At 67.8% G+C, this 19,442-nt stretch carries 20 protein-coding genes; 14 read left to right on the top strand and 6 right to left on the bottom strand.

The genetic code is table 11. The annotated features are described in order from the left end of the window. Nucleotides 1-202: 202 nt before the first annotated feature. The 6 genes from HRU81_13820 (at nt 203) to HRU81_13795 (ending at nt 6,834) form a co-directional block, all read left to right on the top strand. The gene (locus tag HRU81_13820; GenBank protein ID QOJ33114.1) at nt 203-991 is read left to right on the top strand and encodes a hypothetical protein; all 789 of its coding nucleotides are present in this window, start codon (nt 203-205) and stop codon (nt 989-991) included. Between the two features lie 141 nt (nt 992-1,132). After that, on the top strand, nt 1,133-2,125 hold the full coding sequence (locus HRU81_13815; protein ID QOJ33113.1) for a VOC family protein: 993 nt from the start codon (nt 1,133-1,135) through the stop codon (nt 2,123-2,125). A 96-nt stretch (nt 2,126-2,221) separates the two neighbouring features. Next, entirely contained in the window at nt 2,222-5,185 is a 2,964-nt protein-coding gene (locus HRU81_13810; protein ID QOJ33112.1) for a molybdopterin-dependent oxidoreductase, read from the top strand. Continuing rightward, nucleotides 5,178-6,026, top strand: a complete 849-nt coding sequence (locus tag HRU81_13805) for an oxidoreductase (protein QOJ33111.1) — start codon at nt 5,178-5,180, stop codon at nt 6,024-6,026. Before HRU81_13810 ends, HRU81_13805 begins: the two co-directional genes overlap by 8 nt. Continuing rightward, complete coding sequence (locus HRU81_13800; GenBank protein ID QOJ33110.1) at nt 6,023-6,376, top strand: YbaN family protein; 354 nt, start codon at nt 6,023-6,025, stop codon at nt 6,374-6,376. The genes HRU81_13805 and HRU81_13800 overlap by 4 nt, the downstream gene beginning before the upstream one ends. 77 nt (nt 6,377-6,453) lie before the next feature. Further along, on the top strand, nt 6,454-6,834 hold the full coding sequence (locus tag HRU81_13795; GenBank protein ID QOJ33109.1) for a DoxX family protein: 381 nt from the start codon (nt 6,454-6,456) through the stop codon (nt 6,832-6,834). 20 nt (nt 6,835-6,854) lie between these two features. Here HRU81_13795 and HRU81_13790 read toward each other — a convergent pair whose 3' ends face one another. After that, the gene (locus HRU81_13790) at nt 6,855-7,892 is read right to left on the bottom strand and encodes an LLM class flavin-dependent oxidoreductase (GenBank protein ID QOJ33108.1); all 1,038 of its coding nucleotides are present in this window, start codon (nt 7,890-7,892) and stop codon (nt 6,855-6,857) included. 123 nt (nt 7,893-8,015) lie between these two features. On the opposite strand from HRU81_13790, the gene HRU81_13785 reads away from it, so the two are divergent. From HRU81_13785 to HRU81_13775, 3 genes are all read left to right on the top strand, one after another. Next, on the top strand, nt 8,016-9,605 hold the full coding sequence (locus tag HRU81_13785; GenBank protein QOJ33107.1) for an FAD-binding oxidoreductase: 1,590 nt from the start codon (nt 8,016-8,018) through the stop codon (nt 9,603-9,605). 90 nt (nt 9,606-9,695) lie between these two features. After that, the gene (locus tag HRU81_13780; protein ID QOJ33106.1) at nt 9,696-10,487 is read left to right on the top strand and encodes an SDR family oxidoreductase; all 792 of its coding nucleotides are present in this window, start codon (nt 9,696-9,698) and stop codon (nt 10,485-10,487) included. Further along, entirely contained in the window at nt 10,478-11,782 is a 1,305-nt protein-coding gene (locus HRU81_13775) for an MFS transporter (GenBank protein ID QOJ33105.1), read from the top strand. Before HRU81_13780 ends, HRU81_13775 begins: the two co-directional genes overlap by 10 nt. Before the next feature lie 15 nt (nt 11,783-11,797). Here the strand turns inward: HRU81_13775 and HRU81_13770 are convergent, their stop codons facing one another. From HRU81_13770 to HRU81_13760, 3 genes are read right to left on the bottom strand one after another with little or no spacing between them, the layout of a single operon-like run. Beyond that, nucleotides 11,798-12,115: a hypothetical protein gene (locus HRU81_13770; protein QOJ33104.1), complete on the bottom strand. Its 318-nt coding sequence runs from the start codon at nt 12,113-12,115 to the stop codon at nt 11,798-11,800. Next, complete coding sequence (locus HRU81_13765) at nt 12,112-13,278, bottom strand: class I SAM-dependent methyltransferase (protein ID QOJ33103.1); 1,167 nt, start codon at nt 13,276-13,278, stop codon at nt 12,112-12,114. The genes HRU81_13770 and HRU81_13765 overlap by 4 nt, the downstream gene beginning before the upstream one ends. A 21-nt stretch (nt 13,279-13,299) precedes the next feature. Next, nucleotides 13,300-13,875 (bottom strand): DUF502 domain-containing protein, encoded by a 576-nt coding sequence (locus HRU81_13760; protein QOJ33102.1) that lies wholly within the window; start codon nt 13,873-13,875, stop codon nt 13,300-13,302. A 253-nt stretch (nt 13,876-14,128) separates the two neighbouring features. Between HRU81_13760 and HRU81_13755 the strand changes: the two genes are divergently transcribed. Both HRU81_13755 and HRU81_13750 read left to right on the top strand, forming a co-directional pair. After that, on the top strand, nt 14,129-14,557 hold the full coding sequence (locus HRU81_13755; GenBank protein ID QOJ33101.1) for a CBS domain-containing protein: 429 nt from the start codon (nt 14,129-14,131) through the stop codon (nt 14,555-14,557). 20 nt (nt 14,558-14,577) lie between these two features. Then, on the top strand, nt 14,578-14,967 hold the full coding sequence (locus HRU81_13750; GenBank protein QOJ33100.1) for a hypothetical protein: 390 nt from the start codon (nt 14,578-14,580) through the stop codon (nt 14,965-14,967). 3 nt (nt 14,968-14,970) lie between these two features. Here the strand turns inward: HRU81_13750 and cfa are convergent, their stop codons facing one another. Further along, complete coding sequence (gene cfa / locus HRU81_13745; GenBank protein QOJ33099.1) at nt 14,971-16,170, bottom strand: cyclopropane fatty acyl phospholipid synthase; 1,200 nt, start codon at nt 16,168-16,170, stop codon at nt 14,971-14,973. A 145-nt stretch (nt 16,171-16,315) separates the two neighbouring features. Between cfa and HRU81_13740 the strand changes: the two genes are divergently transcribed. Genes HRU81_13740 through HRU81_13730 form a run of 3 tightly spaced genes read left to right on the top strand, consistent with a single transcriptional unit; the run spans nt 16,316 to nt 18,752 of the window. Next, nucleotides 16,316-17,257: a hypothetical protein gene (locus HRU81_13740; protein QOJ33098.1), complete on the top strand. Its 942-nt coding sequence runs from the start codon at nt 16,316-16,318 to the stop codon at nt 17,255-17,257. Between the two features lie 2 nt (nt 17,258-17,259). Then, entirely contained in the window at nt 17,260-18,180 is a 921-nt protein-coding gene (locus HRU81_13735) for an MBL fold metallo-hydrolase (GenBank protein ID QOJ33097.1), read from the top strand. Beyond that, nucleotides 18,180-18,752, top strand: coding sequence for a hypothetical protein (locus tag HRU81_13730; GenBank protein QOJ33096.1), 573 nt, complete (start codon nt 18,180-18,182; stop codon nt 18,750-18,752). The genes HRU81_13735 and HRU81_13730 overlap by 1 nt, the downstream gene beginning before the upstream one ends. Nucleotides 18,753-18,775: 23 nt before the next feature. On the opposite strand, the gene HRU81_13725 is transcribed toward HRU81_13730, so the two are convergent. Beyond that, complete coding sequence (locus HRU81_13725; protein ID QOJ33095.1) at nt 18,776-19,429, bottom strand: DUF480 domain-containing protein; 654 nt, start codon at nt 19,427-19,429, stop codon at nt 18,776-18,778. Nucleotides 19,430-19,442: the final 13 nt, after the last annotated feature.

The raw sequence follows: 19,442 nt of genomic DNA, 5'->3' as shown, positions 1-19,442 counted from the left end.
GGCGGATGGCCCCGACCCGCCAGTCCGGCCCGGAGGCCAAATATTATGTCCAGTTCAAGGGGATAGCCGCGTCCCCGCCTCACCCAGATGGGGTATGGACGACATCCGCTGAAATCCATAGAGTAGGCGCGAGGCTGCCAGTCGGCCTCGGGGAACACGTCAACGAACAAGCGGCGTCAGCCGCGGGCGGGGGAATCCAGTCATGCGAGCTATCCGGAACAGCGCCATCCTGGCTGCATCCACATCGCTGATCCTGTTTGCCAGCGGCCTGTCGCAGGCAACGCCGATCTACACCAGCTGGGGCAGCCTGCCCGGCGCAACCTTCGGCGGCACCGGCATCCCGAACACCTCGGTGGCCAAGACCGACGTGTTCATCAACGGTTCGACCACCGTCACGCTGGCGCTGACGGCGCACCAGCGCTATTCCAATCCCGTGGTGACCGACAACGGCGCGGGCGACTATTACGCCGGCACCGGCAGCAACTGTGGCATCGCCACCGATCCGGTTGGCTGCCCGAGCGCCACCCAGGGCGCGCTGTGGAACGTGGGCTACTACATCAGCGTGTCCGGCACCGATCCGAACTTCAATGACTTCGGTGACTTCAGCTTCACCGTCTACTACGACTTCGATCCCGGCACCGGCACGGCCTTCGGCAGCCTGGGTACCATCAATATCAACAACGCGCTGATCGCCAACAGCATCAGCCCGTCGGGGGTCACGCTGTGGCAGGGTTCGGAGAACATGATGTTCTCCTACCTGGCGACGCCCGTGCCGTCCGTCATCTCGCCTCCCGCCTATGGCGCCTTCAACCCGAATGCCACCGGCGAATACAACTACTACATCGGCTTCACCGCCAACAACCTGCCGGCCTTCAGCGGTGCCGTGGGCATCGACGTCAATGTGGTGCCGGTACCGGCAGCCGTCTGGCTGTTTGGCTCGGGCATCGGTCTGCTCGGCTGGTTGCGCCGCCGCTCCCTGCACGTCGCCTGAATCTGTCTGCACGAACCGGCCATCCCTTTCCGGGATGGCCGGTTTTTTTGTGCCTGCCTCGCGCGGCCTGGCCACCTCCGCCGCAACCCCGGCGGCAGCCTATAATCCCGGCTCCTCATACTTCGCCCGGGAACCCCTGCCATGAACCAGAAGGAACGCACCGGAGCCCCGGTCAGCGTGGTCGTGATCGGTGTCGAGAATCTCGACGCTTCGCTGCAGTTCCATGCCGGAACCCTTGGCCTCTCGGTCATCGAACGCCGCGACTGGCAGGGAGCGGATTTCGAGCGCTACTGGCGGGTCGCTCCCGGTACCACGGCGCGCTGTGCATTCCTCGGCCACGGCGCGGACCCGGTGGGCCGTATCCAGCTGATGGAGTTCAGCGGCACCGGGCGCCGCCAGGCCCGCCCGGCCGGCGTCCGCCGCGCCGTCGGTCTCTTCAATGTAAACATCTATGCCAGCGACATCCGCCGCGACCATGAACGGCTGGTTGCGCAGGGCTACCGGTTCTGGAGCGAGCCGGCCCGCAACAACTTCGGCCCAGCCATCGGCGAGACCCTGGAGGCCGCATTCGACGGGCCGGATGGCGTCGTCATCAACCTGATCGAGCTGCTGACAGACGACCCGAAGACGGTGATCGGCCACATCACCCGGTTCATCGCCCGGTATGGCCGCACACCGACCGGATTCACTTCCGTCGTGACCACGGCGCACACGGTGGCGGACATGGAGAAGGCGCTGGCCTTCTACTACGGGCCGTTGCAGATGACGCTGTTCGTGGAATCGGTGCTGCAGGGCGCCGTCACCAACCGGGCCCTGAGCCTGCCGGAGGAAGCGCGTACCCGCAGCGTGATCGTCCAGGGCAACCACGAATACGGCAAGATCGCGCTGGCGGCGGCACTCAACTACGAAGTCCCCTCCCTGGTTGCCGATGCCGTCCCACCCAATATCGGCTACCTGGCGCAGTCGTTCGAAGTGGCGGATCTGGCGGCGACCGCAAGAGCCTGTGCCGCCATCGGCACGGAGATCTTCACCGACCCGGTGAAGATCGACCTTCCGGGGCGCGGCCGCTGCCTGGCGATGGTGGTGCGCAACCCGGGCAGCGGCGCGCTGCAGGAGCTGTTCCAGCGCCTCTAGGCGCGATGCCGCACCGCCACCCCGGGCGTTGATATTTGCCGACGCCCGCCGGGCCCGAAACCGTAGAATCCGACTCACCAGTCCCAGGAGAGTGTCATGAAGCTGTCAGTGCTGCTGTGGGGCATTCCGCAGGCCATGCGCGCCGCCGCGAAGCTGTACCCCGAGTACGCCGCACGGCTGAAGGAACGCAACCTGGTCGCCCAGTTCCGGCTGCGGGACAAGCCGGTGGGCCGCTGGATCCAGCTCGAGAACGGCCGCATCCGCACCCGCTCCGGCATCCACCCGAAGCCGGACCTCGACATCCACTTCAAGAACCAGGCAATCGCGGAAAGCTTCCTGACTCCACCGGTGGACCTGCTCGAGCGCATCGACGCAGCGAAGAATTTCAAGATCGGGCTCGAGGGGCCCGACGACCTGGCGGTCTGGTTCATGGCGACCCTCGCCCGCCTGGAATCGGTGACCTGGACGGCCGGCACCGACATGGGCGACGGCGTCACGCGCTACACCAACGGCACCAACGGCGGGCCGCTGTTCGTCTACGTCAAGGACGGCAAGATCCTGCGCACCACGCCCATGGACTTCGAGGACAGCGACGCGCCATCCTGGTCCATCCATGCCCGGGGCCGGAGCTTCACCCCGCCGCGCAAGGCGACCATTGCCTCGCACGCCCAGTGCCAGAAGTCGATGGTCTACTCGAAGAATCGCATTCTGCATCCCATGAAACGGGTGGACTTCGACCCGGATGGCAACCGCAACATCCAGAACCGCGGCAAGTCGAAGTTCGTGCGCATCAGCTGGGACGAGGCGCTCGACATCGTCAGCAAGGAGATCAAGCGCGCCAAGGCGGTGGGCCCCGGTGCCATCTGCGTCTCCAACGGCTCGCACCACCAGTGGGGCAACCTCGGCCACTACCTTTCGGCGTTCAACCGCTTCTGGAACCTGATCGGCGTCACCAAGCTCGTGCACAACCCCGACAGCTGGGAAGGCTGGTACTGGGGCGCCATGCACCACTGGGGCAACAGCCTGCGCCTGGGCTGCCCGGAGTTCTACGGCACCGTCGAGGACTGCCTCAAGGAAGCCGAGATGATGGTGTTCTGGTCCAGTGACCCGGACGCCAACTACGGCTTCGAAGGCATGCAGCGCCGCGCCTGGGCCAAGGAACTCGGCATCAAGATGGTGCACGTGGATCCCTTCTACAACCACACGGCGGCCCACCTCGGCGGCAAGTGGATCTCGCTGAAGCCGGGCACCGATGCCGCCCTCGCCCAGTCACTGTGCCATGTGTGGATCACGGAAGGCCTGTACGACAGGGATTTCGTCGAGAAGCGCACCACGGGCTTCGACGAGTGGAAGGCCTATATCCTCGGCGAAACCGACGGCATCCCGAAGACGCCGGAGTGGCAGGAAAAGGAGACCGGCGTGCCGGCACGCGAGGCGCGCGCCCTGGCCCGCGAATGGGGCACGAAGAAAACCTACCTCGGTGTCGGCGCCTGGGGCGTGGGCGTGGGCGGCGCCTGCCGCGGCCCGATGGGCATGCAGTGGGCACGGATGATGGCCATCCTCGGTGCCATGCAGGGTTTCGGCCGGCCCGGTTCCAATTTCGGCAACCTGCAGTATGGCACCCCGCTCGACTACAACTTCTACTTCCCCGGCTACGCCGAGGGCAGCTTCTCCGGCGACCTGCAGTACAGCGCCAATGCCGCCAACAATTACCAGCGCATGCCGCACATCGTCACCATGAGCTCGGTACGCCAGGCCATTCCGCGCATGTGGCTGCCCGAGGCGATCACCGAGGGCAAGGTCATGGGCTATCTGACCGATGTCGCCTCGGTGCAGGGCCAGTTCTTCCCCTTCGGCTATCCCTCTCCGGGACACGTCCGCGTGGAGATGCTCTACAAGTACGGCAGCGCCTCCTTCGGCACCATGGTCAATGCCAACCGCTGGGTACGGATGTACCAGCACGAGAGCCTGAAGTTCGTCGTCAACCAGTCGGTGTGGTGGGAGGGCGAGACGCCCTATGCAGACGTGATCCTCCCCGCCTGCACGGTCTTCGAGAAGTGGGACATCGGCGAGTGGTACAACGTCGGTGCCGGCTACGTGCACCACATGTACACGATGAACAACCACCGGGTGATATCGCTGCAGCACAAGTGCATCGAGCCGCTGGGCGAATCGAAGTCGGACTACGATATCTTCCTGGCCATCTCAGAACGCCTGAACCTCGGCGCGGTGTATTCGGAGGGTGGCACCACGGAGCTCGACTGGTGCAAGCGCGCCTTCGATTCCTCGGACATGGCCAAACACATCAGCTGGCGGCAGTTCCTGAAGAAGGGCTACTACGTGGTACCGGCCGACCCCGAGACGGCACGGGCCCCGGTTGCCAACCGCTGGTTCTACGAGGGCCGCAAGAAGGATGTACCGGAACCCTATCCGCTGCCGTCCGACTATCGCGGCAATTTCCTCGAGGGACTGCAGACACCGTCCGGCAAGTTCGAATTTGTTGCCTCGACGCTCAAGCGCATCGACGACCCGGACCGTCCGCCACTCAACCAGTACATGCCCGTGTACGAGGACCCGAAGCGGGACAAGGACCTGGCAGACTTCCCGCTGCAGCTGCTGACCCCTCACTCACGCTATCCCTTCCACGTCATGGGCGACGATGAGGGCAGCAGCCTGCGCGACATCCGCGAGCACCGCGTGCTGGTGGATGGCCACTACTACCTGGTGGCTCGCATGAACCGCCAGGATGCCGAGGCGCGGGGCATCGCGGACGATGACCTGATCCGGCTGTGGAACCACCGTGGCTCGGTGGTGTGCGCGGCCCAGCTGACCGACCGGCTGCATCCGGGCGTGGTCAGTGCCGCGACGGCATCGGCCGAGTACCGGCCGATGGGCGAGCCCGGCAGGTCCACCGACCTCGGTGGCTGCGTCAACCTGCTCAACCCCAGCAAGTCCATCAGCCGGAAGGCGCACGGCATCAAGCCCAATACGACCCTGATCCAGATCGAGAAATGGACCGGCGTGGATACCTGGAAGCCCGCGGAGGCCGCCAATGGCTAGGAAGTGGAACATGATCGTCGACGTGGCGAAGTGCGACAACTGCCGCGTCTGTTTCCTGGCGGTCAAGGACGAGCATGCCGGCAATGATTTCCCCGGTTATGCCGCCGCCCAGCCGGCGCAGGGCCACAACTGGCTGGAGATCAAGCGCCACGAGCGGGGCAGCGCCCCCATGGTCGATGCCCACTTCATGCCGGTGATGTGCAACCACTGCGACGATGCGCCCTGCATGAAGGCCGCGAGGGATGGCGCCGTCACCAGGCGCCCCGACGGTATCCTGATCATCGACCCGGTGAAGTCGCAGGGCCAGAAGCAGATCGTCGATGCCTGCCCGTACGGCATGATCTCCTGGAACGAGGACAAGCAGATTCCGCAGGCCTGGATATTCGATGCGCACCTGCTCGATGCCGGCTGGACACAGACCCGCGCCGAGCAGGGCTGTCCGTCGGGGGTCTTCCGCTCGGTCAAGGTCGAGGACGAGGAGATGCAGCGCATCAGGGCCGAGGAAGGCCTCGAGGTGCTCAGGCCCGAGCTCGGCACGAAACCGCGCGTCTACTACAAGAACCTGCACCTCTTCACCAAGTGCTTCGTTGGCGGCTCCGTGGTGAAGGAAGCCGCCGGCGTCGAGGACTGTGTCGCGGGTGCCGAGGTAGTGCTCCGCCAGGGTGGCCGCGAGATCGGCCGTGCGGTCACCGATGCCTTCGGTGAATGGAAGATCGACCGCCTCGAGCCTGGCAGCACCGGCTACCAGGTCGATGTCACCGCAGCCGCCGGCCGGTTCTCCCTGCAGTTCGACCTTGGCGGGGAGAGCCGCTACCTGGGGGTGATGAAGCTCGCGGCATGAGGGCTCCGGTTTATCGCACCCTCGGCGTCGTGGCCCTTGCCATCGGCCTGGTCGGCACCGTGCTGCCGCTGCTGCCGACCACGCCGTTCCTGATCGGCGCGGCGATTTTCTTCGCGCGCTCCAATCCAGAGTGGGAGCGCCGCCTGCTGGCACATCCCACCGCGGGACCGGCGATTCGCGCCTGGATCGATCACCAGGCGATCCCGCGCTTCGCCAAGCAGGCAGCCACCCTGCCGCTGGCCGCCAGCGCGATCGGTGGCTGGTTCATGCTCGACGGCCCGTGGCGTTACCTGCCGGCCGCCTGCGTGACCATCGCGCTCGCCTGGATGTGGAGCCGCCCCTCGAACTGAGATCGGCGAGACTGCATACTGGTGCGGCGCGGGGAGCTGTCCCGCGACGGACTGGATCAATCGGACGGGGGATCGCCATGAATGACTGGGGCAAGCTCATCCTGCGCCTGGCGCTGGGAATCCTCATCCTGCTGCATGGCCTGCACAAGCTGCGCACCGGCATCGGCCCGATCACGGGCATGGTGACCGGCGCGGGACTGCCGGCCGTGCTGGCCTACGGCGTGTACGTCGGCGAGGTGGTGGCACCACTGCTGGTCATCGCGGGATGGTACGCATCGATCGGCGCGGCACTTATCGCCGTCAACATGCTGTTCGCGTTCGGGCTGGTGCACCGCGCCGACCTGCTGGTGCTGGGCCCCGCCGGTGGCTGGGCCCTGGAACTGCAGGGCATGTTCCTGTTCGCGGCACTTGCGCTGGCCCTGCTCGGCCCGGGCCGCCACAGCCTCAACGGCCGCTAGCTAGCCCGGGCGCGGCCGGGTCAGCCGCCGCCGAAGCGCGGGATGACGTGGCGGCCGATGATGCGGATCGAATCCGCGGGATCGTCGTGCAGCCGCAGGCAGATCTCGTCGAGCCCGGCATCGGCGAAATCCTGCAGACGCTGCAACGGCTCCTCCATGCGATCGGCGGTGCTGGTGATGGTCAGCCCGCCGATCAGCTTGCGCAGGATCTCGTCGGGCACGCCCTCGATCGTACCCTTGCGCTCGCGGTATGCCTTGACGAAGGCCGGCTTGCTGCGCTGGACCAGGTCGTTCTCCTCCGGCGTGAGGAAGGGCTCCAGCCACTCGCGCACCAGCCAGGCGCGGATCACCAGCTCACGCCGCGCCTCGTAGGCCACCGCCTGCGGATCTTCCTTGACGTGCCAGCCGACGAAGTCGCTGATGCGCAGCTCCGATGCCGGGCGGCCCGTGGCGGCCAGCGCCTCGCGCACCACGCGCACGCGATCGGCCACCACCCGCGGCAGGCCCAGGTCGGCGAGCATGACACCGTCGGCGGTCTGGGCGCCCATGGCCAGCATGCGGTCGCGCGTGACGCCCGCGTAGACCAGTGCCGGCTGGTCCTGGGTCACCCAGGGGGTGCGGAAATACTGCGCACGAAAGTGCTTGCCCGGCACGCTGAAGCCGGCCCATGTCCGGCCCTTGCCGCGGGCGGCGTGCCGCACGATGGTGATCGCCTCCTGCAGGGCCGCCACCTTGGGACTGAACTGGCCACCGATCACGCCCAGCCATTCGCCGCCGCGCCCCAGCGTCACCATGGCCCGGCCAGCCGACAACTCGTTCAGCGTCAGCAGGGATGTGGCGATCTTCAGCGGATGCATCTCCTGCGGGCTGACGATCACCACCCCGAGGCGGATACGGCTCGAGGCCTGTGCCAGCGGCACCAGGTTCATGAACGGATCGGCACCTGTCGCGTAGTTCTGCAACCACAGGCCGGCGATCCCCTGCGCTTCCGCAAGCAGGCCGATCTCGCGCAACTGGTTTGCCGTGACGTCCGGCTCGAGGATGATGTGGATCTGCATGAATCGGCCTGTCCTTGCTCGGGTGACGCCGTGAATCCGGCTTCGCCACCCTAGCAGCGGCACCTGCCGTGGACAAGCCGGCCCTGCTGTGGTCCGCCACCGTTCCAGTAGACTGGGCGCATCATGGACCGAGCGGAATCAGCGGACATCGTCGGCACCCTGGCGGCATGCGTGGGGCACGCGCGTGTGATCACCGACCCGACGGAGCGGGCGTTGCTCAGCAGTGACCTCTATGCCGAGGGCACGACCTGTGCCGTGGCCATCCGCCCGGCCGATGCCGCCTCGCTGGCGGCCGCGGTGACAGCGGCGACCCGTGCCGGCTACGCCATCTGTCCTCGCGGCGGCGGCCTCTCCTACACCGGCGGCCATGTCCCCGGCACTGCACGCTCGGTAGTCGTCGACACGAGCGACCTGGCCGGCATCGTCGAACTCGATGCCGGCGGTATGGTCCTCACCGTGCGCAGCGGTACCACCTGGGAAAGCATCGACCAGGCGCTGGCTCCCCACGGGCTGCGGCTGCCCTATTTCGGCACCTTTTCCGGGCGCCGGGCCACGGTGGGTGGCGGACTGTCCGGCGGCGCGCTGTTCTTTGGCACGGCCCGCTACGGCGCGGCCGCGGACAACGTCCTCGACCTCGAGGTCGTCTGTGCCGACGGCCGGATCCTGCGGACCGGCCAGGCCGCGTTCCATCATGGCAAACCGTTCTATCGCACCCACGGGCCGGACTACACCGGGTTGTTCCTCCACGATGGGGGCGCGTTCGGCATCAAGACGGAAGCCACGTTCCGGCTGATCGAACGGCCGGCGCACACCGGTTTCCTCTCCTGGGCCTTCCCTGACGTGTGGAGCGCTGCCGCCGCGCTCTCCGACATCGGCCGCAGCGGGGCCAGCGAAGAGGCCTACGTGTTCGACCCGGCGACCACGGCCCGAGGCATGGCGGCCAGCAACCTCGGCAGCGACCTGCGCCGGCTGCGCGGCATCGTCACCGGCCAGGGCAGCATCATCGCCGGGTTGCGGGCCGGGGCGAAGGTGGTCATGGCCGGCAAGCAGCTGGTACCCGAGGGCTGGTATTCGCTGCACCTCGTCGCTGCCGGCCGGTCGGCGGCCGCGCTGGCGGCGGACCTGGAACAGTGCGCCAGCCTGCTTGCCCGGCATGGGGGACAGGAGATCCCCTGCTCCATCCCCATGGGCATCCGGGCCGCGCCCTTCGACAACCTCAACGGCGTGCTCGGCCCGCGGGGCGAGCGCTGGCTGGCCCTCAACGCCAAGCTGCGGCATGGCGATGCGCGGCAGATCATCGAGCGGTTCGACGCGCTCGTCGCCGGCCACCGCGAGCGCATGGCGGCGGCCCGGGTGACGCATTCGATCCTGCTGTCCGCCATGAACACCCATGCCTTCAGCTTCGAGGCGGTCTTCCACTGGCCCGACCGCTGGCTGCCGCTGCACAGGGCGGTTGCCGACCCGGCATTCCTCTCCGGGCTGCCGCCGGATACACCCAATCCCGCCGGCGCGGCACTGGTGGCCGAGTTGCGCGAACGCACGCTGGACCTGTTCGATGAGCTCGGCGTCGCTTCCAACCAGATCGGGCGCACCTACCGCTACTACGACAACCTGGCGCCGGAGACGCGGGCACTGCTCGATTCGCTGAAGGCTGCACTCGATCCCCGGGGCCTGATGAACCCGGGCGTGCTGGCCTCGCAACGCCACCGCTGACCCATACCATCGTGCGCCGGGCGCCGGGGATGCCGGACGCGGAGTTTCGGGTTACAGTTCATCGGGCTCGTGACCTGGACGGGGACGACCATGCACATCGTGAAGCGGTTGCTGAAGATCATCGGCGGCCTCGTGCTGCTGCTGGTGCTGGCGGTCGGCGGCCTGGCGCTGACCGTGCGCGCGCGCCAGCCAGCCACGGTGCTGGAGCTGGCGCCCGCCGCCGCGCAGGCGCGGGATCCGCGGCCGGTGCTGGTCTTTGGCGCCTCCGGCGGGCTCGGCGTGGAACTGGCGAAAGCGCTGCGTGCCCGCGGGCAGCCGGTGACCGCGGCGGTGCGCGCCAGCTCCGATCGCAGCGCGCTCGTCCCGCTTGGCGTCAGCTTCGTCGTGGCCGACGCCCTCGACGCCAGCTCGGTGGCGGCCGCGTTGCGCAGCGCGGACTACCAGGCCGTGATCAGCACCATCGGCTGCCTGCGCTGCGAGCCATCCCCCGATTTCCTCGGCAACCGCAACATCATCGATGCCACCCGGGCGGCCGGCGTGCGCCGCATGATCCTGGTCACGACCATCGGCGCCGGCGACAGCTATCCCGCGGTCAATCTCATCACGCGCTTCGTGCTGCGGCGGAGCCTGCCCCTCAGGACCCAGGCCGAAGACCACCTGCGGGCCAGCGGCCTCGACTACACGATCATCCGTCCGGGCGGCCTGCGCGGTCCCGGCAAGGCCCCGACCGGGCAGGGCCTGCTGAGCGAGGACCGCAACGCCTTCGGCTTCATCCACCGCGCCGATCTTGCCCGGCTCATCCTCGCCACACTCGATGATCCGCGTACGATCGGACTGACGCTGGCCGCCATGGACCCTGGCATCCGCACTCCATGGCAGTAGACCGCCTCGGGCCGATCCAGCTCGCCCCCGGCATCACCCCGGGCAATGTGCTCACCCTGGTGGCGACGATGTTTTTCCTCGGCATCATGGTGCCCTACATCAATTTCGCGCAGCCGTTCATCCTCACGGAGCACCTGGGCATCGCCCGCGATCGCCAGGGCGTGGCGAGCGGGGACCTGGCCTTCTGGACCGAGGTCGTGCTGATCGCGCTGTCGGGTCTCATGGGCGCCTGGTCCGACCGCGCCGGGCGACGGCTGGTGCTGACACTGGGCCTGGCACTGGTGGCCGCGAGCTACATGCTCTACCCGCTCGCGGAAAGCTTCGGCGAACTGCTCGCCTACCGTGTCGTCTACGCGGTGGGCATGGCGTCCATCGGCGTGATGACGGTGGCCCTGCAAGCGGAGTACCCGGCCGAGCACAGCCGCGGAAAACTGGTTGGCATCATCGCGATGCTGAGCATCATCGGCATCCTGCTGATCGTGGTGGCGCTGGCGCCGCTGCCGGCACGGTTCATCGCCGGCGGCGCCACGCCGGTCGAAGCCGGCCGCTACGCCTACTGGATCACCGCCGTGATCTCCGTGCTGGCAACGGCTGTCGCCTGGCTTGGCCTGGCGCGGCACAACCAGGCTCGCCCCAGCGAGCTGCCTTTCGCGCAGCGGCTGCAACTCGGCCTGACCGCGGTCCGCGACAACCCGCGCATCGCGCTGGCCTGCGGGGCGGCATTCGTGGCCCGCACCGACCTGGTGGTCGTGGTGGTCTTCCTCTCGCTGTGGATCACCCAAGTGGGACAGGACCGCGGCCTGGCCACGGGCACCGCGCTGGTGCAGGCGGCGGCCGTGTTCGGGGCGGTGCAAGGCGCGGCACTGCTGTTCGCCCCGGTCATGGGCCTGATCACCGACCGGATCAACCGTGTCCTGGCGCTCGTGGGCGCCACGGCACTGGCCATGCTGGGCTACGTCTGGATCGGCCTGCTGGAAACCCCGCTCGGCCCGGCAGCCTATCCGGCCGCGGTCGTGCTGGGCATGGGACAGCTGGCAGCCATCCTCGCCGCCACCGCCCTGCTGGGACAGGAGGCCCGCGGCCAGTCGGTCGGCGTGGTGAGTGGCATGTTCACACTCGCCGGGGCGATCGGCATCCTGCTTGCCACCAAGATCGGCGGCTGGGTCTTCGACGCCTGGATGCCCGGCGGCCCGTTCGTCATCACCGGCCTCCTCAACGGCCTGGTGATGCTGGCCGCGCTGGCCGTCATGGCGGCGGGACGGCATCGGCCCGCCACGGCTGCGGCCGGTTCCTGAGCTGGACGAGGCCTGTCAGTCCCCGGCTGGCCCGGCATCGCCAGCCGCGTCGGCCTCGCGCTCGAGGATGGCGTAGACCCGCCGCAGGAAACCGGCCTGCCAGCGCATCCGCTCGGCCATGTCGCGCGGATCCGGGTCGAACTGCTCGATGGCCTCCGGGCCAGGCCCGCCCTGGCGCGCGAGCAGTTGCTCGAGGGTGCGCTGGCGATCACGCAGCACCGCCACCTCGGCGCCCAGCGCCGAGACCATCGCCAGCAGCCGGTTCAGGTTGGCATCCACGTCACCGGTGACGAATACCGGGTTCTTGCCCTTGACCGTGCGACGCAGGCTCATGGCGCCACGCTCGCGAACACGGCGGACAATGCGAACGGCCCATCGACCCAGCGCCCCTGTGGGTGCTCCGCCGTGGGCGGTACCAGCACCTGCACCGGGGTCAGGGCCAGCTGCGTGCGCCCGGGCTCGAAGCCGGCGGCCTGCAGCATCGCGGGCCAGTCCAGATCATGCATGCGCATCCAGAAGGGTTCGTTGTTGTAGTAGGCATCGCCATCGAATATGACGCGGGTATAGACGTCGGGAAGGCGATCGGGCGGTGGCAGGTCGATGTGAAGCATCACGCCGCCGGGCGCCAGCAGTCGCCGGCACTCGGCCAGGATGGCGGGCGCGGCCGAGGCCGAGGTCTCGTGGAACATGATATGCGACACCACGAGGTCGAAACTGCCGGCCTCGAAACGGGTATGCGCCGCATCCTGCTGGCTGAAATGGATGGCGTGGCCATAGGACTCCGCCCGGAGATGGCCATAGCGAAGCATGCCGGCACCGATGTCGACGGCGTGGATCTCCGCGTCCGGGAACGCCTCGCTGTAGACGAGGGTGGGCCCGCCGATGCCGCAGCCGAGGTCGACGATCCGCCTCGGGCGGAAATCCGGCAGCACCCGCCGCAGGAAGGCCAGGCTCGAGTAGCCGAGGCCACCGCGCTGCGGCCCGCTGCCGGGGCTGTAGAGATAGCCGCCCCGGTCGTACAGCGCCCCGGCGACGAGGTCTTCATCGCCGTCGGACCGCGGATAGCCTCCCGGCATGCAGTGGATATCCACCGCGCTGAGGTAACGCGGGATCTCCAGCTGCGGGTCGAGCCGCAGCGTGCCCCGTGTGCGCCCGCGCAGGGCACGGAAACTCCCGCGCAGCTGGTCATCGGTACGCTCCAGCGTGTCCAGCACGCTGTTCCAGATCATCTCCTGGCTGATGCGGTGCAGGTCGGAGAAGTACTGGTAGGCCGGCAGTCCCAGGATCTCTCGGCGCGCATCACGGCGGTCCGCCAGCGGCCGCCCCTCGCGTGCCTCGAAGGCGGGGGCGACGGCACCGTAGAAGGCACGGCCGACGGCCTCGCGCAGCGGCCCGAACAGGTACTGGCGCAGGCCCATGGCGTAGCGCTGGCGTGCCGCCTCATCGTGACTGGGCCGGGGGAAGCTGCCGTATTCCGGGTGGATGGCTGTCGTCATGCTCGTCTCCTCTGGTGGCGCCTAGCGCTGCAGGCCGCCGGTCAGCACGATGCGCATCGCCGCCTCCACGCTCAGGTCGATCGGCTCGATGCGGCTCCTCGGCAGGTACAGGGTATAGCCGCCGATCTGGTAGCTCATCGGCAGGTAAACGGCAACCAGGTCCTCGCCCGAACAGGCACCGGGCAGGGATGCATGCTCCTGGGTGACGAATCCCATGACGCGTCCCGGCCCGATATCCACCATCACCACGCGCTCGAGGTCGCCCTTGCGGCCATCCGTATTGACGAGCCGGGTGACATCGCGCAACGCGCCGTACACGGTCTTCACCACCGGAACGCGCAACACCAGGGCCTCGACCACATTCATGCTGCGCCGGACGATGTAGGCATTGACGAGCAGCCCGGCGATGAACAGCACCACGAAGCCCGCGGCCAGGCCCATGCCCGGGATGTAGCTCTCCTGCGGGATGAACCAGCGGATCGGGCCGGAGAGCACGGTCTCCGTAGTGATGCCCAGCCAGTAGATCAGGTAGATGGTCAGGCCGATCGGCAGGATGGCGACCAGGCCCTTCAGCAGGATGTGGCCGATCTGGCTCAACCGCAGCACTCCATGGGAAACCAGCCCCGGATTCTAGTCGGTCGGCGTGCCGGGCGCGAAGGCGGATCGCACTGCTGCGCGCCGACGGTACCGGCAGCGGCGAGCGCGGGGGCCGCCACCAGACAGGGTCGCTCCCCCCGCAGCGTGGCGGGGAACCGGCCGTCCGCAACATGACCACCCGGCTTGCCCGACCCGCGGTCATGGTGGATTATCCCTTCAGGCAGGACATTCATGCGTACAAGGGGGCAATGCCATGCAGACCGTCGCTGACATCCTGGGCAGCAAGGGCCGCGAGCTCTGGTCCGTCAAGCCGACCGATACCGTGCTCGAGGCGCTGGGCGTGATGGCGAAGCACGACATCGGCGCCGTGGCGGTGCTCGAAGGCGAGAAACTCGTCGGTATCTTCACCGAGCGCGACTATGCGCGAAAGGTCGTGCTCATCGGCCGTGCCTCGCGGGACTCCGCCGTGCGGGATATCATGACCAGCAAGGTGATGTGCGTGTCACCCGACCGCTCCGTGGCCGAGTGCATGGCACTGATGACCGAACACCGGCTGCGCCACCTGCCGGTGCTGCACCAGAAGCGTGTCGTCGGCATCGTGTCGATCGGCGACCTGGTCAAGGCGACGATCGAGGAACAGGAATTCACCATCACCCAGCTGCAGAGCTACGTCACCGGCTGACAGTCATCACGAGCCCCACCATGTCCAACCTGATCCTGCTCTCCGTCGTCCTCATTACCCTGGCACTCATCCTGTACAGCACCGCTGTATGGCTCAGCTGGCGCGCGAAGCTGCTGATGCCGGCCACCATCCTGGTGTTCTGGTGTGCGCTGGCCGCCGATGCGCTGGCCACCAAACTCATGGGGGCGCGGGTAGAGACGATCCGCTGGGACCTGCACACCATCAGCGGCTACGCGGCGCTGGGCCTGATGGGGCTGCTGACCCTCTTCGGCACGCTGGCGCTGATCCAGCACCGCCAGGCCTGGCTGGCAGGATTCCACAGGCTGGCGCTGCCGGTCTGGGTCATCTGGGTCGCTTCCTACATCACCGGGGTGGTTCTCGGCGTGCAGCGCGTGTCCGGCGGCGGTTGACCGTCAGCGGATGCCTGCCGCGACCCGGTAGCCACCCGGCAGCCCGTCGCGGGAAAACACCACCTGCCACAGCTGTGCCTGGCGCGCACGGAAGTACCCGGCGCAACTGAGCAGGTAGAAGTTCCACATGCGGCGGAAGGTTTCATCGTAGTGCCGCCGCAGCGTGGGCCAGGCGGCAGTGAACCGCCGCTGCCAGGCCATCAGCGTCCTGTCGTAGTCGGCGCCGAAGTTGTGCCAGTCCTCCATGACCAGCAGGCGCTCGCTGGCTGCGCCGATCTGCCGGATCGAGGGCAGCATGGAATTCGGGAAGATGTACTTCCCGAGCCATGGATTGCAGCGCACCGCGGAGTCATTCGAGCCGATGGCGTGCAGCAGGAACAGCCCGTTGCCACGCAGGCAGCGACGCACCACCTCGAAGTAGTTCCGGTAGTTGCGCGCGCCGACGTGCTCGAACATGCCGACGGAATAGACGCGGTCGAAGGGCTCGTCGACACTCCGGTAATCCTGCAGGCGGATCTCGACCGGCAGCTTGCGACAGGCTGCCCGGGCCCACCGCTCCTGCTCGGCTGAAATCGTCACGCCGACTCCGCTGACGCCGTAGCGCTCGGCGAAGTACGCCAGCGCGCCACCCCAGCCGCAACCAATATCGAGTACATGCATACCCGGTTCGAGGCCGAGCTTGCGTGCAATCAGGTCGAGCTTGGCCTCCTGCGCCTCGTCGAGCGTCGTGGCGTCCTTCCAGTAGCCGCAGCTGTAGATCATGCGCCGGTCGAGCATCGCCCTGAAGAGGTCATTGCCGGCATCGTAGTGCACGCGGCCCACCAGCCCCGCGCGCGCGGTGCTCTGCAGGTTGACCAGCCTGGCGTGCCAGTCGGCGGCCCATGATGACAGCCCGTTGCCGTGGATGGCGCCACCGGCAGCCCAGAAGCGCGCTGCCAGCTCGTCGAGGCGCTCGCAGTCCCACCAGCCGGCCATGTAGGCCTCGCCGATGCCCAGCGAGCCCCGTGACAGCGCCGTCGTGAAGATCCGCGAATCGTTGACGACCAGGTCCCAGGGACGCCCGCCATCGATGGCGATACCAGCCTTTGCAAGCAGGGCCTGCAGCTGGTCACGGCCGAACCGTTCGAGCAGGCCGGGGTGCGGGTGACGCGGATGATGCGCCGGTGCCAGGTGTGCCGGATCGAACGCTGTTCTCGTCGCCATGAGCAGGTCTCCTCTCCAGCACGGCCGATAGTACCCCCGTCCACATGCCGTGGAGCGGCAGCAGGACGGTCACGACGCCTGGCGGCTGTGCGGATATGATGGTCCGCGGGGATCGGTCGAACCGACGGGACGGGAGGACGGTCAAATGCCTGCGTTCCCACATGTCCGGCAGCGGATGTTGCTGGCAGGGCTGCTGTCCTGCGCGGTGGGCGCCGCACTTGCACAGGATCTGTCGCCACGCCCGGGCTCCCCGCAAACGGAACAGCTCGCCGCGGACACCTTTGCCTTCAGGCAGGGCGCGCAGCGCAGCCTGTTCCTCGTGGGCAGCGAGGGTGTCATCGTCACCGACCCCGTCAGCCCGGATCATGCGGCCGCGATGCGCAGGGCCATCGCCGAGGTCACCGACCAGCCGGTCCGCTACGTCGTCTACTCGAATTCGCACTGGAACCGCATCGCCGGCGGCAGGATCTTCAGGGACGAGGGCGCGAAGTTCGTCACGCAGCAAGGCTGCGCGGAGAACCTCCGGGAGACGCCGAACCCGCTGGTCATCACACCGGATATCACCTACCGGGACAGCTACCGGGTGGAGGTGGGCGACCGGGCGCTCGAGCTGCATTACCTCGGCCCCAGCCTCGACACCTGCCTGTCGGTGATCATCGCGCAGCCGGCGAAGCTGATGATGGTCGTGGGCCTGGTCAACCCGCCGCAGGCGAGCCTGCCGTGGAACCCGACGGTGCCGGACTATCAGCTCTGGAACATCCTGCCGTTCTTCCAGGCCGCGGAGGATCTCGCGCGGCGCGAGGGCATCACCCGGCTCGTCGGCGGCTTCGCCTCCACCGGCGCCGGCGTCGACGGCAAGCCCGTCGTCCAGCCCGCAACCGGGCCGGTCACCGTACTGGCCGCACAGCATCAGCTCTGGGCGCGGGTCCTCGGCGACGTGAAGGCACAGCTCGACGCCGGCACGCCGGCGCGCGCCATCACCGGCAGGCTCGACCTCCAGTCGTACCAGCAGTACCCGCGCTACAGCGAGCGGAACATGGCGATCCTGGTACGCCGCGTCGTGTCCCTGCACACCACCGGACGCTGATCATGAAGAAACTGCTCATGCTGGCGATGCTCCTGGCCCCGGGCCTGGTGTCGGCGCAGGGCGCCGTGGGCCCCAGGTTCCAGACCGACAGCCTCGGCAACGGGCTCTACGCATTCCGCTACGGCCCCTACCGCAACATCTTCGTCGTCGGCGACCGGGGCGTCATCGCCACCGACCCGCTGAGCGTCGAGGCCGCGGCTGCCCTGAAGGCGGAGATTGCCAGGGTCACGGACAAGCCGGTGACCTATCTCGCCTACTCGCATTCGCACTGGGACCATGCCGTCGGCGGCACGATCTTCAAGCAGGGCGGCGCGAAGATCGTTGCCCAGGAGAACTGCCGCGCCAACATCCGCGACACGCCGCATGCGGACCTCGTGCCGCCGGACATCGTGTTCCGGGATCGCTACCGGATCGACGTCGGCTCGGCTTCCCTCGAGCTGTTCTGGTTCGGACCGAGCCACAGCAACTGCCTGTCGGTGATGCTGGCTCGCCCGGCCAACGTGATTTTCATCGTCGATATCGCCAACCCGCCGTCGGGGTGGATGAAGGAGTACAACCCCACCGTGCCGGACACCTACCTCCACAACATGGTTCCCTACCTGCGCTCGGTGGAGAAGCTCGCCGCCGACAACGGCGTGACGACGGTCGTCGGCGGCCACATCTCGCTCGGCCGGGGCACCGATGGCAAGCCGTTCCTGCAGCCCGCCGCCGGCCCGATCAGCGCTGTCACCGAGCGGCGCGAGTTCTGGGAGACCGTGATTGCCGCGGTGCGTGACCAGCTCGCCCAGGGCACACCCGGCGATCTCATGGCCGAGAAGCTCGCGGGCTCTCCCATCGAGAGCCGGATAGCCGACTACGACCGCGACGAGATGGCCATCCTCTATCGCGTGGTCGCATCCTATCTGCAGGCAGGGAGACCGTGATGAACCGAATCCATGCGATGTTCGCCGCCCTTGCGGCGCTGTTCCTGGCAGCGCCGGGCACGATCGCCCAGACCGCCCCGCAACCGGCCCAGCCGCCAGGTCTGCAGGGGAAGCCTGCGGAGTTCGACCCGTATGCGCACCGCTCGAACTTCGTCGTCGCCGATCTCGAGCGGGCGTTCGGCCTCTACCGTGACATCCTCGGCTTCGAGGTCGCGGTGGCGATGCCGGTGAAGCCCGAGAGCTTCCTCTACGATTTCTTCGGTATCCCGCACGAAGCCAGGCTGCGCATCGCCTTCCTGCGCAGTCCCGGCGGACGCTTCGGCGCCATCGGCATGACGGAGGTCAAGGGCGTGGCGCTGGCCCCGGTGCGCAGCCGCCCCTACCCGAGCGTGCTGATCGTCGAGGTGCAGAAGCGTATCGAATCGGTGCGCTCGAAGATCCTCGCCGCAGAGCCGAAGTATCCCGACGTCGGGCCGATCCTCGAGCTGACCAACCCCTCGCGCCGCGAGTTCCCGATCACGGACCACGACGGCAACCGCATCATCGTCATGCAGCTGCACGCGGCCGATTGACGCCCGACCGGGATGGGCTCTGGTCAGCGCGGCTGATTGCGCAGCGCTGCCAATTCCGCCTGCAGCTCGACCACCTGCGCCTCGAGGCGCTCGACGCGTTCCGCCAGGCCGGCGCGTGATGCTCCGGCGGCCGGGCCAGCTGTGACCGCCACCGGTTCGACCCTGACCTCGCCACTCAACAGATGCGCCCAGCGCGGGTCCCGCTGGCCCGCCTGCCTCGGCAGCAGCACGACGAATGGCCCCTGCTCATGAACGGCCAGGGCCTGGAGTGCCGCCTCGACATCAGCCACCTCTGCACGCGGTGCCATCCGCTGGCTGCGGGTGCGCAGCTCTCCCGCGCTCTGCGGGCCCCGCAGCAGCAGTTCGCAGAGAATGGCCCGCTCCAGCTCGGTGAACTGCAGGGGCCCGAACTCCGTGTTGCAGAACACCTGCTTGTACTTCGGCACACGGCCGCCATAGGGTGAGCGGTCGCTCACGATCCGTTCCCTCAGCAGGCCATCGATCACCTGTTGCACCGTTGCCTCGTCCAGCTCCAGAACCGGATCGCGGTTGCTCTTCTGGTTGCAGGCATTGGTCAAGGCATTGATGGACAGCGGGTACTGCTCGGGTGTCGTCACCTCCTTCTCGAGGAAGCAGCCGAGGACGCGGGCTTCGAGGTCGCTGAGTGCGGCTTTCATGGTTGCGGATTAT

This window comes from Gammaproteobacteria bacterium (assembly GCA_015709695.1).
In the GTDB taxonomy this organism is placed as follows: Bacteria; Pseudomonadota; Gammaproteobacteria; order Steroidobacterales.
Note: the sequence above shows the minus strand (reverse complement) of the source record. Positions and strands in the feature narration are given on the sequence as shown.

What these genes read in the sequence shown, in the direction of transcription:
- HRU81_13820 (QOJ33114.1), top strand. Translation starts at nt 203, where the DNA reads ATGCGAGCTATCCGGAACAGCGCCATCCTGGCTGCATCCACATCGCTG.
- HRU81_13815 (QOJ33113.1), top strand. Translation starts at nt 1,133, where the DNA reads ATGAACCAGAAGGAACGCACCGGAGCCCCGGTCAGCGTGGTCGTGATC.
- HRU81_13810 (QOJ33112.1), top strand. Translation starts at nt 2,222, where the DNA reads ATGAAGCTGTCAGTGCTGCTGTGGGGCATTCCGCAGGCCATGCGCGCC.
- HRU81_13805 (QOJ33111.1), top strand. Translation starts at nt 5,178, where the DNA reads ATGGCTAGGAAGTGGAACATGATCGTCGACGTGGCGAAGTGCGACAAC.
- HRU81_13800 (QOJ33110.1), top strand. Translation starts at nt 6,023, where the DNA reads ATGAGGGCTCCGGTTTATCGCACCCTCGGCGTCGTGGCCCTTGCCATC.
- HRU81_13795 (QOJ33109.1), top strand. Translation starts at nt 6,454, where the DNA reads ATGAATGACTGGGGCAAGCTCATCCTGCGCCTGGCGCTGGGAATCCTC.
- HRU81_13790 (QOJ33108.1), bottom strand. Translation starts at nt 7,892, where the DNA reads ATGCAGATCCACATCATCCTCGAGCCGGACGTCACGGCAAACCAGTTG.
- HRU81_13785 (QOJ33107.1), top strand. Translation starts at nt 8,016, where the DNA reads ATGGACCGAGCGGAATCAGCGGACATCGTCGGCACCCTGGCGGCATGC.
- HRU81_13780 (QOJ33106.1), top strand. Translation starts at nt 9,696, where the DNA reads ATGCACATCGTGAAGCGGTTGCTGAAGATCATCGGCGGCCTCGTGCTG.
- HRU81_13775 (QOJ33105.1), top strand. Translation starts at nt 10,478, where the DNA reads ATGGCAGTAGACCGCCTCGGGCCGATCCAGCTCGCCCCCGGCATCACC.
- HRU81_13770 (QOJ33104.1), bottom strand. Translation starts at nt 12,115, where the DNA reads ATGAGCCTGCGTCGCACGGTCAAGGGCAAGAACCCGGTATTCGTCACC.
- HRU81_13765 (QOJ33103.1), bottom strand. Translation starts at nt 13,278, where the DNA reads ATGACGACAGCCATCCACCCGGAATACGGCAGCTTCCCCCGGCCCAGT.
- HRU81_13755 (QOJ33101.1), top strand. Translation starts at nt 14,129, where the DNA reads ATGCAGACCGTCGCTGACATCCTGGGCAGCAAGGGCCGCGAGCTCTGG.
- HRU81_13750 (QOJ33100.1), top strand. Translation starts at nt 14,578, where the DNA reads ATGTCCAACCTGATCCTGCTCTCCGTCGTCCTCATTACCCTGGCACTC.
- cfa (QOJ33099.1), bottom strand. Translation starts at nt 16,170, where the DNA reads ATGGCGACGAGAACAGCGTTCGATCCGGCACACCTGGCACCGGCGCAT.
- HRU81_13740 (QOJ33098.1), top strand. Translation starts at nt 16,316, where the DNA reads ATGCCTGCGTTCCCACATGTCCGGCAGCGGATGTTGCTGGCAGGGCTG.
- HRU81_13735 (QOJ33097.1), top strand. Translation starts at nt 17,260, where the DNA reads ATGAAGAAACTGCTCATGCTGGCGATGCTCCTGGCCCCGGGCCTGGTG.
- HRU81_13730 (QOJ33096.1), top strand. Translation starts at nt 18,180, where the DNA reads ATGAACCGAATCCATGCGATGTTCGCCGCCCTTGCGGCGCTGTTCCTG.
- HRU81_13725 (QOJ33095.1), bottom strand. Translation starts at nt 19,429, where the DNA reads ATGAAAGCCGCACTCAGCGACCTCGAAGCCCGCGTCCTCGGCTGCTTC.